Genomic DNA, 22,631 nt, shown 5'->3' with positions numbered 1-22,631 from the left:
CTGGAATAGCTGGGCTTTGATTAACATGCGTCGCTTTGCTGCGTTATGAGAGGGAGTGTTTTTAACCTAAATTACAAAGCTATGAACAGAAACAACGCGCAGAACGACCGCTCCCGCAAGAACCATTATGCCGACTTCGACGAGCACGGCAATGCCCGAACCGGCAACACCCACAGCCTGTCGCGCTACAACCCTGATGACATGAACAGCTCTGATGGCCGCTACCACTCCGGTAGTCACCGAAGCCATGAGAACAGGTATAGCGACGACCGTGATAGGTATGAACGCAACCGCAGAACTTCCGACGCCCGCGCCTATGGCGACTTCAGCGGCGGAACACGCTACGGCGAAGGAGGCAGCACCTACGGCGGCGGCTCAGCCTACGGACCATCCAACTACGGTATGTCGGGACGTGAGCGGCCGAGCCACATGGGCGGCGACCGAAACTATTACGACCACAACGAGCATAGCCGTCAGAACTACAGTGGTTCCGGGGAGAACGACTACCGTGGCCGCATGAATGACGATGATGAAAGGCGCTACCGTGGCACCGGCTATAGGGACAGCAATCAGTCCAGATCCGGTTACCGAAACGAGGATAGGGGAGAAAGAGGCTACAACCGCAGCTTCGATGAGTACCGCGACACGGGCTATGGCTCCACCAGGTATAACAACCGCGACGAAGACCGCGAGCGCAGCGCCTACAACAACTGGGGGCACAGCCAGCAGCGCAGATCCGAGGACGAGCGTCGCTACAACGAACGCAACATATACCGCGATCACCAGGACTGGTAGGTATAGCATTTGATACAAAACGGCCGCTTGTTCCTGCGAATGAGCGGCCGTTTTGTTTTTAGGTTTGGGGATAACCGGCAGAAATGCGTAATTTTTGGCTATGAAAACCCGCACCCTTTCCCTCACCTTCCTGTTTGCCTGTTTACTGACGCTACCGCAAGTCTGGGCGCAGTCTGCTGCTACCAAACTCACCACCGCTTTCCAGAAGTTCGAAGCCGATTCGCAGCTGCAGAACGGCATCGCTTCGCTGTATGTGGTAGATGCCAAAACAGGGCAGGTTGTGTTTGACCGCAACGGCAAAATCGGGCTGGCACCGGCCTCTACCATGAAGCTGATCACCAGCATCAGCGCCTACGAATTGATGGGCAAGTCCTATCGCTACGAAACGAAATTTGCCCTTCGGAAAAGCGGCAAGCAGACGTCGCTCATCATCGTGCCGAGCGGCGACCCTACGTTTGGAAGCTGGCGCTGGCCGGTGACTAAAGAGGACGCTGTGCTGAAGGACCTGGTTCGGGCGATGCAGCGTGCCGGAGTAAAAACCGTGCATGAGGTAGTGGTGCAGAATGAAGGCTGGAACGAGGAAATCGTGCCCGACGGCTGGATGTGGCAGGACATTGCCAACTACTACGGGGCAGGTGCTGCCAAACTGAACTGGCGCGAAAACCAGTACGATGTGATCCTGAAGTCGGGTAAGCAGATCGGCGAGCCGGTTTCGATCGTGAAAACGGTGCCGAACCTGAACGGCTATGGCCTGCGCTCCGAGCTTACCTCTGCTGCGGCGGGTACCGGCGACAATGCCTACATCTACTTCCCGGTGGGCACCAGCACGGCCGCCATCCGGGGCACAATACCGGTCAACGAAAGTAGTTTCAAGATCTCAGGCGCCCTGCCTTCCGGGGCTAACCAATTTGTGAGCATGCTGGCCGACACACTTCGTACGCTGGGCATCAGCATGCCGCAGCAGGCCGTGTTGCAGCACAATGCCGTGCCCCAGCAGGGATTCACCTTCTTCCACACCGTCACGTCACCGCCCCTCGACAGCATCGTGTACTGGTTCAACCGCAAAAGCATCAACCTCTACGGAGAGGCGCTCGCCAAAACGATCGCTTTCGCCGATGGCAGTACCAGCGACACCCGCCAGGGGCTGAACAAGATCCGGCAGCACTGGAAAAGCAAAGGTATAGCCGAGTCTGAACTGGCCATGGTGGATGGCTCTGGCCTCTCGCCGCTCAACCGGGTAACGACGCACGCCCAGGTGCAACTGTTACTGCACGCCCGTCAGCAAAACTGGTATCCGGGTCTCCATGCCTCGCTGCCCACATTCAACAACATGAAAATGAAAAGCGGCACCATCCGTGGCGTAAAGGGTTTTACCGGCTACCACAAAGCCAAAGACGGGCAGGAGTACGTTTTCTCCTTCGTTGTGAACAACTACAACGGCTCGGCCTCATCGCTTGTGAAAAAGATGTACGCGGTGCTGGATGAATTGAAGTAAGGTATAGCGATACTATACAGGTAGAAAACGAAAAGCCCCGGCTACTGCCGGGGCTTTTCGTTTAAGGCGCAGGTATAACCTTAGTTGTTACGCTCCTTGTTTTTCATATCTGGGTCTGTGATGGTGCTTGGGTTCGGCTGGTTGTTGCGGAACTCCTTGTCGGTGCTGTCAGCGCCACGGCTGGTCGTGGTCGGGTTGGCATTGGAGCCCTGCGGGCTTTTCTGCTCGCGAGGGTTGTCTTTGCCATGCTTGGCACCGCCGCTACTGCCTTCACGACTTGGCTTGTTCTCGCCGCGGGTATTGTCAGCGCCACCTGCTACCGGGCCAGTCTGTTTGCCTTGGCCCAGTCCGCTCACACCTTCACCTTTTCTTGAATTCGGATCCTCGGAGATATTTCTATTGTTGCTGCTCATGGTTTGTTTTCGTTTGGTAGAACATAAAATTTCTGGCACTATTATGCAGTAGAGCCTGTCTCTTGTACGGACGAGGGGAGGGTTTAGGTTAAAAAATGGGCAGGAAGGCCATTTTTCCGCTTTGTCAGATTAAATCCAACCAATTCGGGCACCGTTGCTCCAGATATAGCACAATCCTATATAACACAGGAGGTTCGGAGCGAGGCGGCTGAGCCAAACTTTCTTTTAAAAAGTGAGTTTAAGGAGAAGCAAACCGGAAACCAAGCGACCGGTCTGGCCAGGTAATTTTATGAAAACGCGCCTCCTCCTTAAGATCTTTCTGTTGGTGATCGGACTAGTGCTCATGCTGGTGCTGGTAGCTCAGTTTATGCTGGCCCCGCTTTACCAGGACAAGCTTCCGGTGCTCGTCAGAACCACCCTCACCAAAGATCCGAATCTGGTGCTGGCGCCTTTTCAGTCTGATATGTCCAACTGGAGGAATTTTCCATACCTCACCCTCACGCTCGACAACATCTCCTTAAAAGACACCAGCGGGGCCCAACCCGTGGAGGTGCTGGCCGTGCAGCACACCGAGGTGCTGGTGCCGGTTTTGCAGTGGCCGTATGGCCGGCTCCGCATCAGCAAGGTATACCTCGACGGCCTCACGATCCATCAACACGTAGACTCCACCGGCCATAAGCGCAGCCTCACCTTTGGTAAAGGCGGCAAGCAGGACGACGACGCTGGTGATTTTACCCTGAACATTCCACAAGTCAGGATCCGAAAAGCCCAATTTCTGAGCGAGAACCACTATAAGGAGAGCGCTTTCTCGCTGCAACTGCTCGACTCGGAGTTGGCGGCGGAACTGATGGACAGGACCCTGAAAATAAAAGGCAAGCTGGAGGGGAAGATCGATTACATCAGCAGCCGCGACCTGCGCCTTTTTGAGGACAGAGCCTTTACGGCCGACGCGCGCTATACCTATAACCTGGACAAAAAGCTGGGCAGAATTGAGGACAGCAAAGCCATCCTGAACGAAAATGAGGTGCTGATCTCGGGCACGCACCAGAAAACGTCCGACGGCCCGGGCTCCGAACTCGATCTGCATTTTAAGGGAGAGCAGCCGTTCTTTTTTCTGCTGAACCAAATGAGTTCGGTCCGCTCCATCCCGCTGCTCAGGCAGGTGCAGAGCGATGGCCGTGTGCAACTGCACTACCACATCGCCGGTCACTCCGGCCCAACCACGCGCCCCCGAAACAAGCTGCACTTTGCCTTGCAGGATGGCAGACTGCACTGGCCCACCACCCGCATCACGCTCTCGCACATACAGATTGCCGGACTGCTGGACAACGGACCGAAGCACGCACCGGAGTCGAGCACTTTTGCGTTGCATCACGCCTCCGTACGCACCGGTCAGGATAGCCTGAAGCTCAAGGCCATGATCACAGACTTTACCAAGCCTTTTGTGGATGCCCGCATCAGCGGAAGCTATACCCTGGACAGCCTGGCGAAGGTTATGCCCCCGGATTACCTCTCGCTGCCGCGCGGTACGCTGGCCGGCGACGTCACCATCAAAGGAAACCTGCACGCCGGACCTGACCTGGTGCGGGAGCAGGACCTGCAGTGGCAGGGCTTTATCCGACTGCAGGAGGTTGGTTTTCAGCCGGCAAAACTCACCGTGCCCCTCACCGACCTGAACGGCGAGGCGAAGCTGGCCGGCAACACACTGAGTCTGCAAGGTATGGGAGGCAAAGTAGGCGGGAAACCTTTTTCGGTGGAGGGGTCAGTACGGGATGTGATGAACTACCTGATGGGACAGCAAAGCACCGTGACCGTGAGAGGCGCCGTGAAACTAAAACAGGTAAACACAGCCTGGCTGAAACCTGTTACGAAACCTACTAACACGCAGTCGGCACCGGCAAACAAAGCAGTCGCTACCACTACCATCTTGCCGGATTTTCTGAGGCTCAACATGCGGCTGGCGTGTCAGCAACTCAACCTGGAGACGGCACACGTGCACAACATGCGCGCCAGGCTCAAGAGCGACGGCAGGCGCCTCACGCTCTCCGACATCGGCCTAAACTCTCAGGGAATCACGGTGACAGGAAACGTGACGGCCCCGAACGACAACCGAAAACTGCACACGGCCGACATCGAACTGGCGGCGCAGATGGACACGCTCGACCTGACCAGTATGCAGCAAGTGAACGCCATTGCCGGCTCGGCGGGAGGTGGCAAGACTGCAGAAAGTGATCGAGAAGGAGGGATGGAGTTTCTGATGCCGCTACAGCAGGTAAACCTGTTGCTGCGCGTGAAACACATCGACCTGCCCGGAGCAGAAGACCTGCAGCACCTGTCTGTGCGCCTGAACAAGAACAAAAGCCACGTAGCCATGAAGGAAATGCGCTTCAAGACTTCTAAAGGCGGGTCTGCCTCTGCGTACGGCGGCTTCTACCTGATCAGCTCCAAACTAACGCGTCCTTACCTGGACGTGCACCTGCAATATGATTTTCTGGACCTGCAGGCATTCATGCAGAATTTCGCAGCCCTGAAAACACTGCTGCCCGCCGACCAACCGCAGGATCAGCCGGGGCAGGAAGATGAAAATGCGATGAGCACAAAACTGCGGGAGAAGGTATACGACCTGGGCTTGTATGTGGAAGCGCAGGAACTGAAGTACGAGTACCTGAAAGGCAGCAACCTAGCCATCAAAGCCCGCATGGACCGGGACCAGGCACAGCTCGACAAGCTATACCTGGAAGCCTTCGGGGGCAAGATTTTCTCGCATGGCATGATGTACCTGAACGAGCCCTCCGACACCATACCCGTGCGGCTGAAGGCGCAGGTACAGGACGTGGATCTGGAGCAGTTGTTTGCCGTGGCCGAGCAGATGGAACTGGACATGCTGGGCAGCCAGAACATTAAGGGAAAGGCAGACTGCAACCTGACCGTGTACACCAAACTGGACGGGACCTTTACGCCGAGTTTCGACCGCACGGTGGCCTACAGCAGCGCCGCTTTCCGGGGTATGGAACTGATCGACATCAAGCCAATTCAGGAAGCGTTGGGCTTCATCCGGAAAGAGCGAACCGGGCACCTGTTTTTCGAAGATGTGGCGGCCGATTTTGTGCTGTACAAGAACAAGTTTGTCGCGCCTGGGTTCAGCATGAACAACAACCTGTCCTCCTTCGACCTGAGGGGCTCCTATACCATGCAGGGAGATGCCCGCCTGAGCATGGACATCAACATCTTCAACATCCTTTTCGGTAACAACCAGAAGCGTATCGAGCAGATCCAGCAGGACACACTGTCACTAAAGGAAAGCCAGAGCAAGCAACACCTGATGCTGGTGCGTGACCAGGATAAATACAAGGTGAAGCTTAGTAACCGGCAGGAGCGGGAAGACATCTCCCTTGTGCTCCGCAACGAGTTCCTGGAAGTGCTGGAGCAGTACGAGATCGACACGGCCTTCAGCAAAATAGAGTAGCTTCGCTGCCATACTTATTCCATTTAACTTCCCGCACAGTTGTCAGCTGTATTGGATTCGTTCAACAGGATCACCTAAAAATCGTTATTTCCGTATGTAAGTGCTTGTATAATAGCCTGGTAACTAAACAGGTGTAAAAGCTAAAACTATGGAAAGATTTCTGGGACCTTACAGTCCGCAACTGTATGCCATCCTGCGCATCGTGGCCGGCTTGATGTTCGCCATGCACGGCACCCAAAAGCTCTTCGGCTGGCCCGGCAACGGCAGCACGGTAGAGATCGCCTCGCTGATGGGGCTGGCAGGTATCGTGGAACTGGTTGGCGGATTAATGATCGCATTCGGCTTCCTGACAGGCTGGGCCGCCTTCATTGCCGCTATTCAGATGCTGGTGGCCTTCTTCATGGCGCACTTTCCCGAGCACTGGAACCCCCTGCTCAACAAAGGTGAACTGGCATTGCTCTACTGCTTTCTGTTTCTGTACATGGCTTCACGAGGCTCGGGCATCTGGAGCGTGGATGCCGCGATGGGCAGAGGCGTGAGGCGGGAAGATGGTACACGTACCAGCTATACCTGACAGGTATAAAGAAGGCTGCGTATAAACCGCTATGCTACGCTGGAAAGACATCATCTACTACGCCAAATACAGTAACCCGGAGCCATCTTATAGAATTGAGAAAACGGAAAGTGAGTGGAGGCGAGTGCTGACACCCACGCAATATGCCGTGCTTCGTGAGAAAGGAACGGAGCCGCCCTACCGCAATGCCTACTGTCGTAGTTATGAACCAGGCACCTATACCTGTGCGGCCTGTGGGCAGGTGCTGTTTAACGCAACAGAGAAGTACCACGCCATTTCCGGCTGGCCCAGTTTCACGCAACCCGCCAGCCGGGGCGCCATCCGCTATGCCTTCGACGACAGCCACCACATGCAGCGCATAGAAGCCTTGTGCAATGTGTGCGGCAGCCACCTGGGCCATGTTTTCCACGACGGACCTGAGCCTGCCGGCCTGCGCTATTGCATCAATTCAGTAAGTTTAAAAAAGCTTGAGGACGAGCCGGAAGCACCTTGAATGTTTGTCTTCCCTGTTTAGCTATACCTTAATTGCACTTGTTGTACTTGAGCAGGTCCATGGCGTTGCGGTTGCCCAGTTGGTGGGCTTTGGTGAGGTCGGTACAAGCTTTGGCCGTTTGCTTCAGGGCCATGTAGCAATAGCCGCGCCCCAGGTAGGCAGCAGGTGATTTGGCATCCAGACTCAGGGCTCGGGTGAAGTCCTTTTCACCGCCGGCGTAGTCTTTCAGTTTGATCTTCAGTTCCCCTCGTTTGGTATAGAACTCGGCATTTTTGCTGTCGAGGCTGATCGCTTTGGTATAGTCTGCCAGGGCTTCCTGTGTCTGTCCAGTTTTGGCATAGGCCGTGGCACGGTTGGCGTAGGCTTCGGCGCGGCCCTTGTCGAGGGCAATCACTTTGGTAAGATCCTGAATGGCGCCTGAAGTGTTCTCACGCATATACCTCAGGATTGCCCGGTTAAAGTACGCGTCCGCGTGCGCCGGATCCAGTTTGATGGTGGTGCTGTAGTCTGCCTCGGCCGCCATATGCTCGCCCAACTGCTCCTGCACTGTTCCCCGGTGGAGGTGTGCTTCACCTAGCTTGCCGTCCAGTTCAATGGCTTTATCGAAGTGGCGTTTGGCTGCTTCAAAATTCCCGGAAGCGTCGCTCAGCTTGCCTAGTTCCAGATAGGCGGGGGCGGAAGGTGCCAGTTCTATGCTTTTCAAGAGGTGCTGCCGGGCAGGGGCGGTTTTGTGGTCGAGGAGCAGGGCCAGGGCTGATTGGTAGTACAGGTCGGCATCCTTGGGGGCGATGCTGATAGCCTTGTTGTAATCGTACTGTGCGCCTTCCATGTCTTTCAGGTGTACTTTTACGAGTGCCCTGTTGCTGAAGGCATCCTTGTTGCCTGCGTTCAGCAGCAGGGCCCGGTCCAGGTCGGTGAGTGCGGCCTGGTAGTTCTTAAGCTTTAAGTAGGCGAGCCCCCGGTTGTAAAAAGGCTCGAAGGTAAAACTGTCGCCTTTGATCGCGATGGTATAGGCTGCCACTGCCTCCTGGTAGCGGCCGGCGTCGAGGTGCTGGTCGGCTAAGGTAAGCGCAGAGGGACCTGGGTCCTGGGCGCTGGCCTGCAAAGCGGAAAAAAGAAAGAGGAGGGAGAGTAGAATTCTAGTCATGCACAGAGGTTTAGTGCACAAAACTAGTTAAAAGATTGCTTTAAAAACCCTCCTCTTCGCCACTTCTTTACTCGTGCTTCCTGCCTTCGTTGCGGATCAGGATATCCCGGACAATCGCCTGCGCTTCCTTTTCATCCATGTCCAGGGCGGAGTGAAGGTACTGTATCAGTTCCTCCTCTTTTTCGGTCACCACGCAGTCCGACAGCACCAGTTGGATGGTATGGGCAAAGAGAGCGGGACGACTTTCTTCCGCAATCAGATCCACGGAGTTATCGATCAGTATTTTGCTGCCCAGCTGTACGTGCGCATAAAATACACGCCGGGTGTAGGCCATGATGTCGTGCCCTTCAAAGAGCGGCCGGTCGGCCAGGGTCTGCGCCATTTCATCCAGTTCTGCGTCGGCTACGTCATCGTCCACGGCCACGCAGGCGTGCATAATGGCGATCCAGGCTTCCTGTTCGTTTTGCGGAGTGTAGGTATAGGAGTCAGGTACATTCATGCGACCTGTGGTGTTAAAAACGCCTTCCATGCTTTCTTCTTTAGTTCTGTGTTTTCTCTGGTTTTGTACGGTTGCTATACCTGACTTAGGTATAGCATTACTTATGATGATCTCCGTCAGATATTGTTTCAGGGCTTTGCAGGCGGCAGGCTGTCAAACACCTTTTCCAGTTCGCGCCGGTATGCCGGATCCTCGTTCATGCCGTTGTGGCCCTGGCCCTGGAGTAGAATAACGCGATCTGTCGGTTTTAGGTGTGCTTTCAGTTTTTCTGAGGAGCCCGGGTAGATGATCTCGTCCTGCTCGCCGTGAAAGATGACGATGGGCGACCTGGTTTGCGCCACAAAGGTATAGGTCTCGAATTTGTAGCGCAGCAGGAAGCCCGGCACGATGGGGTAGAGGCTGTGCATCAGATCCGGGAGGCTGTAGTAGGGGGCTTGCAACACGAGCAATGTGGGCGAATGCTGGGCCGACAGCCGCGCCGCTGCCGCCGTGCCGATAGAGTAGCCGACCACCAAAATAGGCCTCCCGCTATACCTGCCGGCCACTTCCCGGAAAGCTACTTCGGTATCGTCGTAAAACTGCTTTTCGCTGCTGATCTCACCCTGGCTTTTGCCGTAACCGCGGTAGTCGAGCACGAACACATCGTAGCCCAGCGCGGTATAGGCCTCGTGCACCCAGCCCCAGCTGGCCACCGAACCCGCGTTGCCATGCATGTAAAACACCAGCCCCTTCGACTCGTCGGCCTTGAAGAGCAGGCCATGCAGCAACACCCCATCCGGCGCAGGTATAGCGATCTCCTCCACCTCCCGATTGAAGCGAAATACATAGTCCGCTGGCAATTTCTCCGGAAAGAAGATCAGCTTTTCCTGCTGAAACGAAAGGAATCCCATCATTACCAGATATACGATACAAAGTAAAGCCAAGGCCCCGAGCAGCCCTTTCACTGCGCCTCACCCTCCCTAAGCTGTTTTTTGCGTTGAGCGGCAGCTCGTCTTTTGTTGCCCAGCCGGAAGCGGATCTGCTTTTCAACCGATACGATCGTGAACACGACGGCGCCTGCTCCAAAAATGCGCAGCACCTGCATGGCGTCCAGCGGACTGGAGCCGAAGAGCATGTTCATGAACGGGGTGTAGATGAAGAGGGCCTGCGCCAGGAACATGATCCCAATGCCGTAGTACACCCACATATTCGAGAACCAGCCGATCTGCCCGACTGGTCGCACCAGCGACCGGCAGTTGAGCAGGTAGTACGATTCCACCACCACAAACACCGTCGTCACAACAGTCTGCGCCTCCACGAGCGTGGCGCTCTGGTTCAGCTCGTACAGAAACAGGCCGTAGGCGGCTATCAGCATCAGCACACCCACTAGCAGCGTGCGCATGATCAGTTTGGGGGTGAGCAGTGGTTGGTTGGAAGCACGCGGGGGACGATCCATGATGCCGGGCTCCTTGGGCTCGAACACGAGCGTAAGTCCGAGCAGCACCGACGTGGTCATGTTGATCCAGAGCAGCTGCACGGGCTTAATGGGTAGCTGGGAACTGAGCGCCACCGCCAGCAACACCACCAGCGCCTCGCCCAGGTTGGTGGGCAGCGTCCAGACAATGAACTTAGTGAGGTTGTCGAACACGCCCCGGCCTTCCTCCACAGCGCCTTCTATCGACGAGAAGTTATCATCGGTGAGCACCATGTCCGAGGCGTCTTTGGCCACGTCTGTTCCGGTAATACCCATGGCGATGCCGATGTTGGCCTGCTTCAGGGCCGGGCCGTCGTTCACGCCGTCGCCCGTCATGGCCACCACCCGGTCGCGTGACTGCAGGGCTTTGACCAATCGCAGTTTCTGCTCCGGTGCCACACGGGCAAACACAGCGGTTTTCTCCACCAAGTCGGGCAATTCCTGGTCACCGATCTGCTGCAGCTGCTTGCCCGTCACGGCCACCAACTGCCCGTTTTCCTGGCGCCCCTGCAGACCTATCTGGCTGGCAATGGCAGCGGCTGTCACGGCATGGTCGCCGGTGATCATTTTCACGTCTATACCTGCACGCTGGCACAGAGCCACAGCCTCCATCGCCTCTTTGCGGGGCGGGTCTATCATCCCTTGCAGGCCCAGGAAAACGAGGTCGGATTTGGTGTGCTCGTGGTCGATCTGCGTCTGCCCCTCAGCAGAATCCAGCATGGCGAAGGCTAGTACGCGCAAACCTGCGCCGGCCATTTGCTCGACCTGTTTTTCAATGTGCGCTTTGTCGAGTTCGCCCAGTTCACCGTTGGGCAAGAGGGCCTTGTTGCTGCGGTCCAGCACCGCTTCTACGGAGCCTTTGAGGTAAATGACTGGTCTTTCGCCCGCGTGCAGCGTGGCCATGTACTGGTACTCCGACTCAAAGGGAATGGTGTCCTGGCGGGGTTGTGCTTCCTCCAGGTTTCGCCGTTCGAGTCCGGCCTTGCGGGCAGCCACTTCCAGCGCTCCCTCGGTAGGGTCGCCTTCGATCAACCACTGTCCGTCTTTCTCCTTCAGTGCACTGTCGTTGCACAGGGCGCCAGCTTTCAGGCACTGCGCCAGCGCTTGGTTGCTGCTCAGATCAGTCTGTGTTTCCTGTTGCTGAATTTTACCCTCCGGCCGGTAACCCAGCCCGGTAACCGTATAGGTCTCGCCGCCGGCCAGGATTTGCTGCACGGTCATCTGGTTTTCGGTGAGCGTTCCGGTTTTGTCGGAGCAGATGACGTTGGTGCTGCCCAGGGTCTCGACGGCCACCAATCTGCGGATGATGGCGCGGCGTTTGGCCATCTTCGACACGCCCAGGGCCAGCATGATGGTGACTGCCACAGGCAGCCCCTCGGGTATGGCGCCCACCGCCAGGGCGACTGCCAGCATAAAGGTGTCAGCCGGGTCGGCGCCGCGCAGGTACTCTACCAGGAAAACGGCGGCCGAAAGCGCCAGAATCACCCACAGGAGCAGGCGGCTGAACTCTTTTATTTTAATGGTGAGCGGAGTGTCCAAATCCTGCGCACCCGAGATGGACTCCTGAATTTTGCCCACCTCGGTTTTGTCGCCGGTGGCCACCACCAGGCCGGTCGCCTGCCCGTAGGTCACGACGGTGGAGGCGAAGCCCATCGAAAAGCGGTCGCCCAGCATTTCGTCGGCGGCCACAGGGTCCGGGTGCTTCTCCACCGCCACCGACTCGCCGGTCAGCGCCGATTCGTCCACTTTCAGGTCGCGGGCCTGCACCAGACGCACATCAGCCGGAAACTTGTCGCCGGACTGCAGCAGCACGATGTCGCCGGGCACTAGCTCCGAGGCGTCGATCTGTTGCTTGCGGCCCTCGCGGAGCACGGTGGCTTTGGCCGACATGCTTTTGGAGAGGGCGTCGATAGCGGCCAGTGCTTTGGATTCCTGTATGTAGCCGATGATGGAGTTGATCAGGACAACCCCGAAAATAACGCTCGCATCGATGTACTCACCGAGCAGCACCGAAACAAGGGCAGCCACCAGCAGGATGTAGATGAGGGGCTGGTGAAACTGCAGCAGGAACAGCACGAGGGCACTCTGCTGTTTTTTCGGCGTCATCACGTTGCGGCCATACGCTTCCTGTCGCCTACCGGCTTCTTCGTTCGTTAATCCTTTTTTCTGATCGACCTGAAGCAGTTCGAGCGCCTCCTGCGCCTCCAGGCTGTGCCAGTCCCGGACTTTGTCTGGTGATAGGGTTGTATTTTGTGGACTTCTCTGTTCTGTTACACGCATGTTTGCTTGACGTTCTATACCTGCACGGGTGCGAAAAGCCCGCGCGGACCGTTATAATTCCAATACAAGGTGAGTATCTGAATTATGGAAGCAGCTGGTATTCTGTAAGTAGTACGGGCGTTTACTGCGACAGGTAAGCTCCATCGGCAGCGTAGTAGGCACCGGATAAGAAAGAAGCCTTGTCGGAACTGAGCCAGATCACGAGCTCTGCTATTTCTTCCGGTGCTCCGAGGCGACCGATCGGGTGCTTGGATGTCAGGAACTGCAGCGTTTCCTCACCCATGCCAGACAGTAAAGGAGTTTTGATGAAGGCCGGCCCGACCGCGTTGATGCGTATACCTTTGGAAGCATACTCCAGGCCCCCGTTTTTGGTCAGACCCACCACACCGTGCTTGGCGGCCACGTAAGCGGCTGAGTTGGCAAAGCCCACCTGCCCAAGGATGGAGGAGTTGTTGACAATGGCACCGCCGCCTTGCTGCAGCATCTGCCGTATCTGAAAGTGCATGCAGTAGAACACGCTGCTCAGGTTAATGCTGATCACTTTATCCCAGCCCTCGATGCTCATGTCGCCAATGGCGTTGGACTCGCCGCCTATTCCTGCGTTGTTGAAGGCGATATCCAGCCGGCCGAACTTCTCGACGGCCTGCTGCACCATGCGCTCGCAGTCCTCCGGCTTGGAAACATCGGCCGATACAAAAATAGCCTGGCTGCCCAGTTGCTCAATTTCCTGCACAACCTGCATGCCGGACTCTTCGTGAATGTCGGACACTACTACTTTAGCACCTTCGCGCGCGTACAGCAGCGCTGTTGACCTGCCGATGCCAGACGAGCCGCCGGTTACCAGTGCTACCTTACCATCGAACAACTTTGTCTGATTATTTGTCATAGCGTTCATAATTTTATCTGTCTAAGTTGAAGATTTACATTCCGACAAATTTCGAAAGACCGACATGCCCTTTTGATGACCTAGGTCACTTCCAAAAAAAGCACTTGTCAGTAAAGCCGCTTCGTATACCTTAGCTTACTTTAAATAATGAAATCATGTTCTGAATGTTTACATTTGAAGCAGAGCGCCTTTGATAGCCCCAGCCAGTTGGAACGCCGCCAGGAAGGTATAGGTATAGGTATAGGTATAGGTATAGGTATAGGTATAGGTATAGGCGGGCCTCAGATGAATTGCTGTCGCAGTGTGTCCTTTACATTTAAGGTATCATGTCCATAAGAAACTGTTTACAACTGCTATTGATGTTATTCTTGCTAGCCGCTTGTGGCGAGAAGCAGGAAACCACGCAGCCAACCGTGGAGGATATCTCGGAAGCCGTGTACGCCTCGGGCGTTGTGAAGAGCCGCAATCAATACCAGGTCTATCCGGTGGTGAGTGGCATCATCGAGGAAATACTGGTGACCGAGGGAGACACTGTGCAGCGGGGCGAAACGTTGGTACGCATCAGCAATGAGGCCGCCCAACTGAACACCGAGAACGCCCGCCTGGCTGCAGAATATGCCCGCGTCGGTGCCAATGCCGAGAAGCTGACCGAACTGCAGGAGAACATCGAGCTGGCCCGCAGCCGCATGCAGAACGACTCGCTGTTGCTGGTGCGGCAGCGCAACCTCTGGGCCAGCCAGATCGGCACCCGCGTGGAGCTGGAGCAGCGCGAACTGGCCTACAAGAATTCTCAAACAGCCTACCGCTCGGCGCGCCTCCGCTACAACGACCTTAAAAAACAGCTCAACTTTGCCGCCCGCCAGTCGCAGAAGAACCTGCAGATCAGCGAGACCCTGCGCGACGACTACACCGTAAAGAGCGAGACCAACGGCAAGGTATACAGCGTGTTGCGCGAGAAAGGGGAACTGGTGAGCCCACAGGTGCCGATTGCGGTGCTGGGCGATGCCGACGAATTTATACTGGAACTGCAAGTGGACGAATACGACATTGCCCGCGTGAAGCCAGGCCAGCAGGTGCTCCTCAACCTCGACAGCTACAGGGGGCAGGTCTTTGAAGGGCGCGTCACCAAAGTCAATCCGGCCATGAACGAGCGCACCCGCTCCTTTACTGTAGAGGCCGCTTTCGTGACCAAACCCGATGCGCTATACCCGAACCTCACCACCGAGGCCAACATCATCATCCAGACGAAGAAGAATGCCCTGACCATCCCGCGCGAATACCTGGTGGAGGGGACCTATGTGCTGAATGAAAACGACGAGCGTGTGCCGGTGAAGACCGGGCTGAAGGACTACCAGAAAGTGGAAATAGTAGAAGGTTTATCGAAAGAAACCGTGATCGTGAAGCCATAGCGATGAATTTTAAACTGATCTACAGCATAGCGAAATCGATGCTGCTGGCCCGCTGGCGGCAGACGCTGGTGGCGGCCGTCGGGGTCACCTTCAGCATCGCCATGTTCATTACGCTGCTCGGGTTTATGAACGGCCTCAACGACCTGCTCGATGGCCTTATACTCAACCGCACACCGCACGTGCGGCTCTACAACGAGATCAAGCCCAGCGACAACCAGCCGGTAAATGCAGCGGAGCAGTACAGGAATTCTTACAACTTCATTAGCTCCGTGAAAGCCGGCGTCACCCGGCAGGAAATCTACAACAGCGGCCCCATTCTGCAGGCCGTGAAGGCCGACAAACGGGTGCTGGGAGCCACACCCAAACTCCTGGCGCAGGTCTTTTTCAATGAGGGCACGATCGATATCACAGGCATCATCAACGGCGTTGATGTTGAGGAGGAAAGCCGCCTGTTCAACTTCAAGGACTATGTGACGACGGGCAACCCGATCGACGCCAAAAACGTGGCCAACAGCATCATTCTGGGCAAGGGGCTGGCCGATATACTGGTGGCCGACATCGGCGATGTGGTGCAGGTCACGACTGCGCAGGGCGAGCGTTTTCCGCTCAAAGTGGTGGGCTATTTTCAGTCAGGTATTCAGGAGATCGACAAGGTGCAGAGCTACGCCTCCCTGGCCACCACACAGAAGCTGCTCGGCAAGCCGGCCAACTACATGACCGACATCCAGATCAAGCTCCACGACCTGGAGCAGGCCCCGGCCGTTGCACGCGAGTATGCGCAGCTTTTTCAGGTCGATGCCGAGGACATCCAGACGGCCAACGCCCAGTTCGAGACCGGCAGCAGCGTGCGGTCGCTCATCTCCTACGCCGTGGGCATCACGCTGCTCATCGTGGCGGGATTCGGTATTTTCAACATCCTCAACATGATGATCTACGAGAAAATGGACTCCATCGCCATCCTCAAGGCCACCGGTTTTTCGGGTCGGGATGTGAATCTGGTCTTTCTGCTGATCGCGATGAGCATCGGCTTTTTTGGGGGCATCGTAGGGCTCGTGTTCGGCTTTGTGTTCTCGGTCATCATCGACAACATTCCGTTTGTGACGGCGGCACTGCCCACCATTACGACCTACCCGGTCAACTACGATCCGGTATTCTATTTTATTGGCGGTACCTTCTCCCTTATCACGACCTATTTTGCCGGTTTCTTCCCGGCCCGCAAGGCAAGCAGGGTGGACCCGGTCGAGATCATCCGGGGCAAATAGGTATAGGAAAGACAGCGAAGAAAAAATGCAGGAAGTTATACTCGAAGCAAGGGGAATCAACAAGGAGTTTCATGATCCGGTGACGGTGCAGGTGCTCCGCGATGTTACTTTTGCTGTGAACAAAGGCGAGTTCGTGTCCGTGATCGGCAAGTCGGGCTGCGGCAAGTCTACGCTACTCTACATCCTCTCCACCATGGACACCGACTATACCGGTGAACTCTACATAGACAAGGAGCTGATGTCGGGCCGCCCGGATGTTGAACTGGCGCGCATCCGAAACGAGAAGATCGGCTTCGTGTTCCAGTTCCATTACCTGCTCAACGAGTTTACGGTGCTGCGCAACGTCATGCTGCCCGGCCTCAAGCTGGGCAGGTATAGCGAGCAGGAAGTAGAGCACCGCGCCATCGAGCGTCTCAAAATGCTAGGTATAGCGCACCTGGCCAAGCAGTCGGCTTACCGCATTTCGGGTGGGGAGAAGCAGCGGGTAGCCATCGCCCGGGCCCTCATCAATGACCCGCACATCATCATGGGCGACGAGCCCACTGGCAACCTTGACAAGCGCAACAGCGACATCGTGTTTAACATTTTCAAGGAACTGACCGAGGCGCACAACCAGACCCTGCTTATCGTGACGCACGACCCCGAATTTGCTGAAAATTCACACCGGATCATCGAGATGGAGGACGGCCGGATAATCCGGCAGTAAACACAAGTCAAACGAACCACTTCCTTTATCGAATTTCTGCCTGATAATGCTGAAATTCGCCACTATGTATATTATCTAAGCTTTATGTATTTCGTATGAGGAACCTATGGTTCTTTGGGCTTTTTATGCCTTTAAATAAAATTTAATATGAACAAAATGCTAAGTCGGCTTTTTGAAACAGCCAACAAAGAAAAAAGAACCATTATCGGCCTTATGTCGGGCACCTCGCTCGACGGTCTTGACATTGCGCTCTGTGAATTTGAAGGTCATGGTACCGAAACCCGCATAAAACTTAAAGAGTTTGTGACGATGCCTTATGACGAGACTTTTAAGCAGGAAGTAAAGGCCATCTTTTCTAAACGGGAAGTTGACCTGGAGCGCGTTTGTCTGCTTAATGCCTACATCGGTCGCTTCCATGCCGATCTCATCAACAAAAGCCTGCAGCAGTGGGGGATAGCTGCCTCGGATGTTGATGTGATTGCCAGCCACGGCCAGACCATTTACCACGCACCGGCGTCGCTGCATGGCATGGCAGGTATGCCGGATGCCACGCTGCAGATCGGCGACGGTGATCACATTGCCATGGGTACCGGTATCATCACGCTCAGCGATTTCCGGCAGAAGCACGTGGCAGCAGGAGGCGAGGGTGCCCCTTTGGCCGTGTACGGCGACTACCTGCTCTTCTCGAAGCAGGAACAGAACCGGATCATGCTCAACATAGGCGGCATTGCTAACTTCACCTTCCTGCCAGGCGATCTGGACACGAGCCGTATTTTCTCAACGGATGTAGGGCCAGGCAATACAATGATGGACGCTTATGTGCAACGGCATTTCCCCGGCACTTACTACGATGCAGACTCTGCCATCGCCTTGAAAGGCAGGTATAACCAAGCCTTGGTCGCGGCGCTCCTCTACCATCCTTTCTTTGAGCAGGACTTCCCTAAAACGACGGGCCCGGAACTGTTTAATCTCGCATACCTGGCCGAAGCACAACGCAAGTCAGATACGGAGCACCTCTCCCCGGAGGATGTGATGGCGAGTCTGAACCGTTTTTCGGCTGTTGGCATCTGCGGTGCCCTGACCCGCTCACTGGGCGATGCTGATTTTGAAATTTTCCTGAGTGGAGGAGGGATGCACAACCCGCTTCTCATACAAAACATAAAAGAGCTTTTGCCAGGCGCTACAGTGCGAAACACGGCCGAACTGGGCGTGTCGCCGGATGCGAAAGAGGCGGTGCTGTTTGCCACACTGGCCAATGAGTGCCTGGTGGGCGAGCCGATCCACTTTGGCCCTGGCAAAAGGCGCGTGCCCTCGGTGCTGATGGGCAAAATCAGCTTACCGGAATAACGACGGAACACCATTTAATTACATAATCAACAGTACAAAAAAAGAGGCACTATGAGAAAAGTTTACTTGATTGGGAGGGCCTCGGGTAAGGCTATCCTGCTGTGTTTCCTACTGTTGGCGGCTGCGTGTCAGCTGGCCATAGCGCAAGGGGCACGCTACGCCATTACGGGAACTGTGACGGATGCCCGTACCAAGTCGCCGCTGCCGGGCGTGGTGGTGAAGTTCCAGAACCACAACATTGCCACAGCCACCGATGCAAACGGGGTATACAACTTGTCGGCCGCCTTACCTCCGGGTAATTACCAACTCACGTTCTCTTTCATAGGCTTTAAGCCACAGAGTCTGCCTGTCACCCTCGGTGATCAGCAGACGGTGCAGGTGGATGCTCAGATTCAGGAGGATATTGTGGGTCTGGACGAAGTGGTGGTGACGGGTACCTCTGTGGCAACCAGCAAAAAAGAACTGGGCAACGCCATCTCCACCGTTTCTGCAGCCTCGCTCGAAAACAGCGTTGCCACTTCCGTTGACCAGGCCCTGTCGGGTAAGGTCGCCGGTGCCCAGATCAGCCAGAACTCGGGCAACCCGGCCGGTGGTATCAGTGTGCGTTTGAGAGGCACCAGCACGGTTGTCGGCTCGGGCGACCCGCTATACATTGTGGATGGGGTTATCATCAACAACAGCTCTCCTGAACTGATTGACCTGGGAGGCTACGCGCAGAACCGACTAGTAGACATTAACCCAAATGACATTGAGCGCATCGAGATCATCAAAGGGGCAGCAGCGGCCGCTATCTACGGCTCACGGGCCAGTAACGGGGTGGTGCAGATCTTCACGAAGCGTGGGGTGGAGGGTGCACCAAAAATATCAGTCTCCACGCAGTTCCGGGTGAACGAGGTGCGCAAAACGCTGGACTATAACAAGTACCCTTTCCGCTTTGTGAACAACCTCGCCTCAGACCTCACGCAGGAGCCGGTCACCCGGTATGACTACCAGGACAAAATCTTCAGGACTGCCTATGGTACCGAAAACAACGTGTCGGTTTCGGGCGGCAGCGCGAATACCCAGTACTACATGAGCGGTAACTTCCTGAGCAACCAGGGTATCATCGACAACACGACTTTTAAGCGGGGAGGTGCCCGTTTGCGCATTGACCAAACAATCAAAAACTGGATATCCGTTTCACTGGGGGCCAACTATGTGCTCAGTACAAGCGAAGAGATTCCGAATGGTGGCTTGAGCGAAGCATATGGTGCCCTGACCGGCTTTATTTTCAGCAACAACTTCATCAATCCGGAGCCGGTGAACGGGGTATATCCCTCCACCGCGCCTACAGCTATTCTGCGTCGAACCAATCCGCTCGAGGCCATTGACCGCTTTAATTTCGGGCAGCGCACCAACCGCTTCATTGGCGATTTTCAAGTGAATCTTACGCCGATCAATGGACTGAACATAAGCTATGTGCTGGGATTTGACAATTCAACGCAGATTGCGACAGGCTACATACCGGTGGGAAATACAACACCCTCCTATAATGCAGGCTATTCACGCCGTGCTGACCGTACTGCTTACCTCCTCAACAACGACCTGAATGCCTCTTACCGCACCTTCCTGACAGACTGGCTGGAGTCGACGACAGGTATAGGGAGTACGGTACAGACGGAAAAATACTACTCAACAGGTATAACGGGCACGCAGTTAGGTCCTATTGCTCAGGTTAGTTCCGGTGGTGCCACGGTAGTCTCCAACGAAGGGCGCGCTGATATTAACATCTTAGGCTTTTTCCTTCAGCAGACTTTCGGTATCGGTGACCGTTTCTTCCTGACGGGAGCTGGCCGTTATGATGTGTCGTCTGTATTCGGGGAGGACAACAGGTGGCAGTTCTACCCGAAAGTGAGCGGCAGCTACCTGGTTTCCAACGAGAGTTTCTGGCAGGGGCTTGCTGACATTATCCCTATTTTCAAACTGCGTGCCTCTTACGGACAGGCGGGCAACCTGACGGCTATCGGAGCCTATGACCGCTATACTAACTATAACCCGGTGTCACTTCCTGGGATTCCGGGCGTTATCCCATCTACGCTGCTGGGCAACTCGGGCATTAAGCCGGAACGCCAGGTAGAGACCGAGGTCGGGGCCGACATGAGCTTCCTGGGAGGCAGGCTGGGTCTTGAGTTTTCTCTCTACAAGAAAGATGTGGAAGACCTGCTGTTGTTCATTGGCCTGACACCTTCTTCAGGCTTCCTGAATCAGTATGCTAATATCGGTACCATGACCAACAAAGGTTTTGAGCTGATGGTGACTGGTGCGCCTGTTCAGACGGAGCGCGTTCGTTGGACCTCTACGCTGATCTATTCCCGCAACAAAAACGAAGTGAACAATATTCCGGGTGGTGTACTGCCATTCCCGGGCGGTTTCGGCCAGGTGGCCGCTGTGGATGGCTATCCGCTAGGTGCCTTCTATGCTACCTATTTTGCACGAAACCCCGACGGCTCGCTGCTGCTGAATCCTGCCGGGTTGCCACAGCCGGAGCGAGCAGGACGCAACCCCGAAAACGGACAGCCGACCGGCGCCACCGTGCCAAAGGTGATCGGTGACCCTAACCCGGACTGGACCGGCTCCTGGACGAACGATATCTCGGTAGGCGACCGCCTGTCCTTCCGCACACAGTTGGATGCGGTTTATGGATTCGATGTGTTCAATTTCACCCGCCGTGTGGGTGAGCGTGACCTGTATGGCGGACTGGCCGGTTACGAGCCGGAGCTAAGAGGGGAAGTGCCGAAAGGAACCTCCACTGCTCTGTTCGGCATATTTGAGAATTACATTGAGGACGGCTCTTTTATTAAGCTGAGAGAGGTGTCGGTGGCGTATGACTTTAAGCCCGCCTTTTTGGGAGGTAACAGCATGCGCCTCAGTCTGGCCGGGCGCAACCTGTTCTCGATTGACGACTACAGTGGTTATGACCCGGAGGTGAATGCCGCTGGCCAGACCAACGCTGTGCGAGGCTTTGACTTTGTGGAGGTGCCGATCCCGAGAACCTATGCACTGGGTCTCAACTTTACTTTCTAATGCTTCCTAACCTTATGAAAAACATCATGAAAAATATAGCTTCATACTTAAAAGTGGGTCTCCTCTCAGGCTGTCTGCTGCTGTCGAGTGGGTGCGAACTGGATATACCCAACCCGAACGCAGCCAGTGACGTGGAGGTGCTGAACTCCCGCGAAGGTATCATAGCCTTGAGCGTTGGGTTGCGACAATTTTACTCTACTTCGGCCCTTGAGGCGGCACTCTTATACGCAGGTGTGACGGGTCGTGAAATGAAAGGCGTGGCTACCTTTACCAACGTGCTGGAGCTGGAGGCCGGTGGATCTGACCTGCCCACATTTAACGGCAACATCCTCGGCTATTGGTCACGCATGCAGCGCGTGATGCTGATGAGTGAGCAGATTCTGGAGAACGCCCCCAACGTACCCACCCTCACGGGCGGAACGCTGAGCGGGGTGATGGCTCATGCGCATTTGTTCAATGCCATGGCACTCGGAAACCTGTACATCGCATTTGAGCAGGCAAACCTGGAAACCAGCCGGACCGGAAGTGTAACTTTCAGACCGAGAGCTGAGGTGTTGGCAGCTGCCATCGCACATCTGAACGAAGCCATTGCCCTCATCGAGGCGACACCCCCTTCGCCGGAGTTCACAGCACAGGTTGCCGGGCCTGCCTTCGACCTGCGCAACACGCTCTACGCTTACAATGCCCGGTATAACTTATATGCCGGGAATAATGAGGCGGCCATCGCCAATGCTGACAAAGTGGATCTGAGCAAGCGCTCTGAGTTTGTGTATAGCACACTGAGTCCGAACCCGATCTACAACACCGTTTTTATATTGGCTTATTACAGACCACGCGATAAGTTCGGCCTGCCAAATGCGCTCTTTGAAGAAGGGGATAGGCGCTACAACTTCTACATGACAGAGCCGGGTGCCGATGTGTTAGGAGACCGGGTGATGACGCTGGCAGGCTTTTTTAACACGCAGACAACCAGCATACCCGTATACCCGCCAGACGAGATGAGGCTGATCAAAGCGGAGGCACTCCTACGGAGCAATGGTTCCCTGGATGAAGCCCTGGCGCTGATCAACCAGGTGCGGACACAGACGGCAGGCGACCCCTTTGGCGTACATGCCGGTTTGCCGGCTTACAGCGGGCCAGTCACAGCAGAGGCGCTGTTGCTGGAGGTATACAAGCAACGGTCTGCTGAGCTATACCTGAGCGGGCAGAAATGGGAAGACAGCCGTCGTTTCAACCGTCCGGGGCCACCTGATAACCTGACGGAGCGTAACCGCAATTTCTATCCGTACCCAGATCAGGAGCGGCGCAATAACCCGAACACGCCAAACGATCCTGTCATCTAA

The 22,631-nt window shown here is 55.6% G+C and carries 18 protein-coding genes; 12 read left to right on the top strand and 6 right to left on the bottom strand.

The genetic code is table 11. The features are described 5' to 3' along the window. Positions 1 to 81 precede the first annotated feature (81 nt). Positions 82 to 795 carry a hypothetical protein gene (locus B0B12_RS06650; protein WP_076666825.1) on the top strand — a complete coding sequence of 238 codons (714 nt, stop codon included), beginning with the start codon at positions 82 to 84 and terminating at the stop codon, positions 793 to 795. A gap of 100 nt (positions 796 to 895) precedes the next feature. Then, positions 896 to 2,290: a D-alanyl-D-alanine carboxypeptidase/D-alanyl-D-alanine endopeptidase gene (gene dacB / locus B0B12_RS06645; RefSeq protein ID WP_076666823.1), complete on the top strand. Its 1,395-nt coding sequence runs from the start codon at positions 896 to 898 to the stop codon at positions 2,288 to 2,290. 80 nt (positions 2,291 to 2,370) lie between these two features. Here the strand turns inward: dacB and B0B12_RS06640 are convergent, their stop codons facing one another. After that, a complete protein-coding gene (locus B0B12_RS06640) occupies positions 2,371 to 2,703 on the bottom strand; it encodes a hypothetical protein (RefSeq protein WP_076666822.1) in 333 nt (110 codons plus the stop codon). Between the two features lie 289 nt (positions 2,704 to 2,992). Here B0B12_RS06640 and B0B12_RS06635 point away from each other — a divergent pair, with 289 nt between their 5' ends. The 3 genes from B0B12_RS06635 (at position 2,993) to msrB (ending at position 7,236) form a co-directional block, all read left to right on the top strand. Beyond that, the gene (locus B0B12_RS06635) at positions 2,993 to 6,169 is read left to right on the top strand and encodes an AsmA family protein (RefSeq protein ID WP_076666820.1); all 3,177 of its coding nucleotides are present in this window, start codon (positions 2,993 to 2,995) and stop codon (positions 6,167 to 6,169) included. A 148-nt stretch (positions 6,170 to 6,317) separates the two neighbouring features. Then, the gene (locus B0B12_RS06630) at positions 6,318 to 6,743 is read left to right on the top strand and encodes a DoxX family protein (protein WP_076666819.1); all 426 of its coding nucleotides are present in this window, start codon (positions 6,318 to 6,320) and stop codon (positions 6,741 to 6,743) included. 31 nt (positions 6,744 to 6,774) lie between these two features. Further along, on the top strand, positions 6,775 to 7,236 hold the full coding sequence (msrB, locus tag B0B12_RS06625) for a peptide-methionine (R)-S-oxide reductase MsrB (RefSeq protein WP_076666817.1): 462 nt from the start codon (positions 6,775 to 6,777) through the stop codon (positions 7,234 to 7,236). A gap of 28 nt (positions 7,237 to 7,264) precedes the next feature. On the opposite strand, the gene B0B12_RS06620 is transcribed toward msrB, so the two are convergent. From B0B12_RS06620 to B0B12_RS06600, 5 genes are all read right to left on the bottom strand, one after another. Beyond that, the gene (locus tag B0B12_RS06620) at positions 7,265 to 8,383 is read right to left on the bottom strand and encodes a tetratricopeptide repeat protein (RefSeq protein WP_083704093.1); all 1,119 of its coding nucleotides are present in this window, start codon (positions 8,381 to 8,383) and stop codon (positions 7,265 to 7,267) included. A gap of 67 nt (positions 8,384 to 8,450) precedes the next feature. Next, positions 8,451 to 8,912 (bottom strand): hypothetical protein, encoded by a 462-nt coding sequence (locus B0B12_RS06615; RefSeq protein WP_083704092.1) that lies wholly within the window; start codon positions 8,910 to 8,912, stop codon positions 8,451 to 8,453. A 98-nt stretch (positions 8,913 to 9,010) separates the two neighbouring features. After that, positions 9,011 to 9,775, bottom strand: coding sequence for an alpha/beta hydrolase (locus B0B12_RS06610; protein ID WP_076666813.1), 765 nt, complete (start codon positions 9,773 to 9,775; stop codon positions 9,011 to 9,013). Between the two features lie 47 nt (positions 9,776 to 9,822). After that, entirely contained in the window at positions 9,823 to 12,615 is a 2,793-nt protein-coding gene (locus B0B12_RS06605) for a cation-transporting P-type ATPase (RefSeq protein ID WP_076666812.1), read from the bottom strand. Between the two features lie 121 nt (positions 12,616 to 12,736). Continuing rightward, complete coding sequence (locus tag B0B12_RS06600) at positions 12,737 to 13,501, bottom strand: SDR family NAD(P)-dependent oxidoreductase (protein ID WP_076667732.1); 765 nt, start codon at positions 13,499 to 13,501, stop codon at positions 12,737 to 12,739. Between the two features lie 174 nt (positions 13,502 to 13,675). On the opposite strand from B0B12_RS06600, the gene B0B12_RS20255 reads away from it, so the two are divergent. The 7 genes from B0B12_RS20255 (at position 13,676) to B0B12_RS06570 (ending at position 22,631) form a co-directional block, all read left to right on the top strand. Beyond that, a complete protein-coding gene (locus B0B12_RS20255) occupies positions 13,676 to 13,837 on the top strand; it encodes a hypothetical protein (RefSeq protein ID WP_170871827.1) in 162 nt (53 codons plus the stop codon). A gap of 23 nt (positions 13,838 to 13,860) precedes the next feature. Next, positions 13,861 to 14,910 carry an efflux RND transporter periplasmic adaptor subunit gene (locus tag B0B12_RS06595; protein WP_244554613.1) on the top strand — a complete coding sequence of 350 codons (1,050 nt, stop codon included), beginning with the start codon at positions 13,861 to 13,863 and terminating at the stop codon, positions 14,908 to 14,910. A 2-nt stretch (positions 14,911 to 14,912) separates the two neighbouring features. Then, the gene (locus tag B0B12_RS06590) at positions 14,913 to 16,172 is read left to right on the top strand and encodes an ABC transporter permease (RefSeq protein ID WP_076666808.1); all 1,260 of its coding nucleotides are present in this window, start codon (positions 14,913 to 14,915) and stop codon (positions 16,170 to 16,172) included. A gap of 25 nt (positions 16,173 to 16,197) precedes the next feature. Then, positions 16,198 to 16,878, top strand: coding sequence for an ABC transporter ATP-binding protein (locus B0B12_RS06585; protein ID WP_076666807.1), 681 nt, complete (start codon positions 16,198 to 16,200; stop codon positions 16,876 to 16,878). Between the two features lie 147 nt (positions 16,879 to 17,025). After that, positions 17,026 to 18,225, top strand: a complete 1,200-nt coding sequence (locus B0B12_RS06580; RefSeq protein ID WP_076666805.1) for an anhydro-N-acetylmuramic acid kinase — start codon at positions 17,026 to 17,028, stop codon at positions 18,223 to 18,225. Between the two features lie 51 nt (positions 18,226 to 18,276). Next, positions 18,277 to 21,288, top strand: coding sequence for a SusC/RagA family TonB-linked outer membrane protein (locus B0B12_RS06575; protein WP_076666803.1), 3,012 nt, complete (start codon positions 18,277 to 18,279; stop codon positions 21,286 to 21,288). A gap of 26 nt (positions 21,289 to 21,314) precedes the next feature. Further along, positions 21,315 to 22,631, top strand: coding sequence for a RagB/SusD family nutrient uptake outer membrane protein (locus tag B0B12_RS06570; RefSeq protein ID WP_076667730.1), 1,317 nt, complete (start codon positions 21,315 to 21,317; stop codon positions 22,629 to 22,631).

The organism is Pontibacter indicus (assembly GCF_900156345.1).
Classification (GTDB): domain Bacteria; phylum Bacteroidota; class Bacteroidia; order Cytophagales; family Hymenobacteraceae; genus Pontibacter; species Pontibacter indicus.
This window is presented reverse-complemented; position numbering and strand designations above follow the sequence as displayed.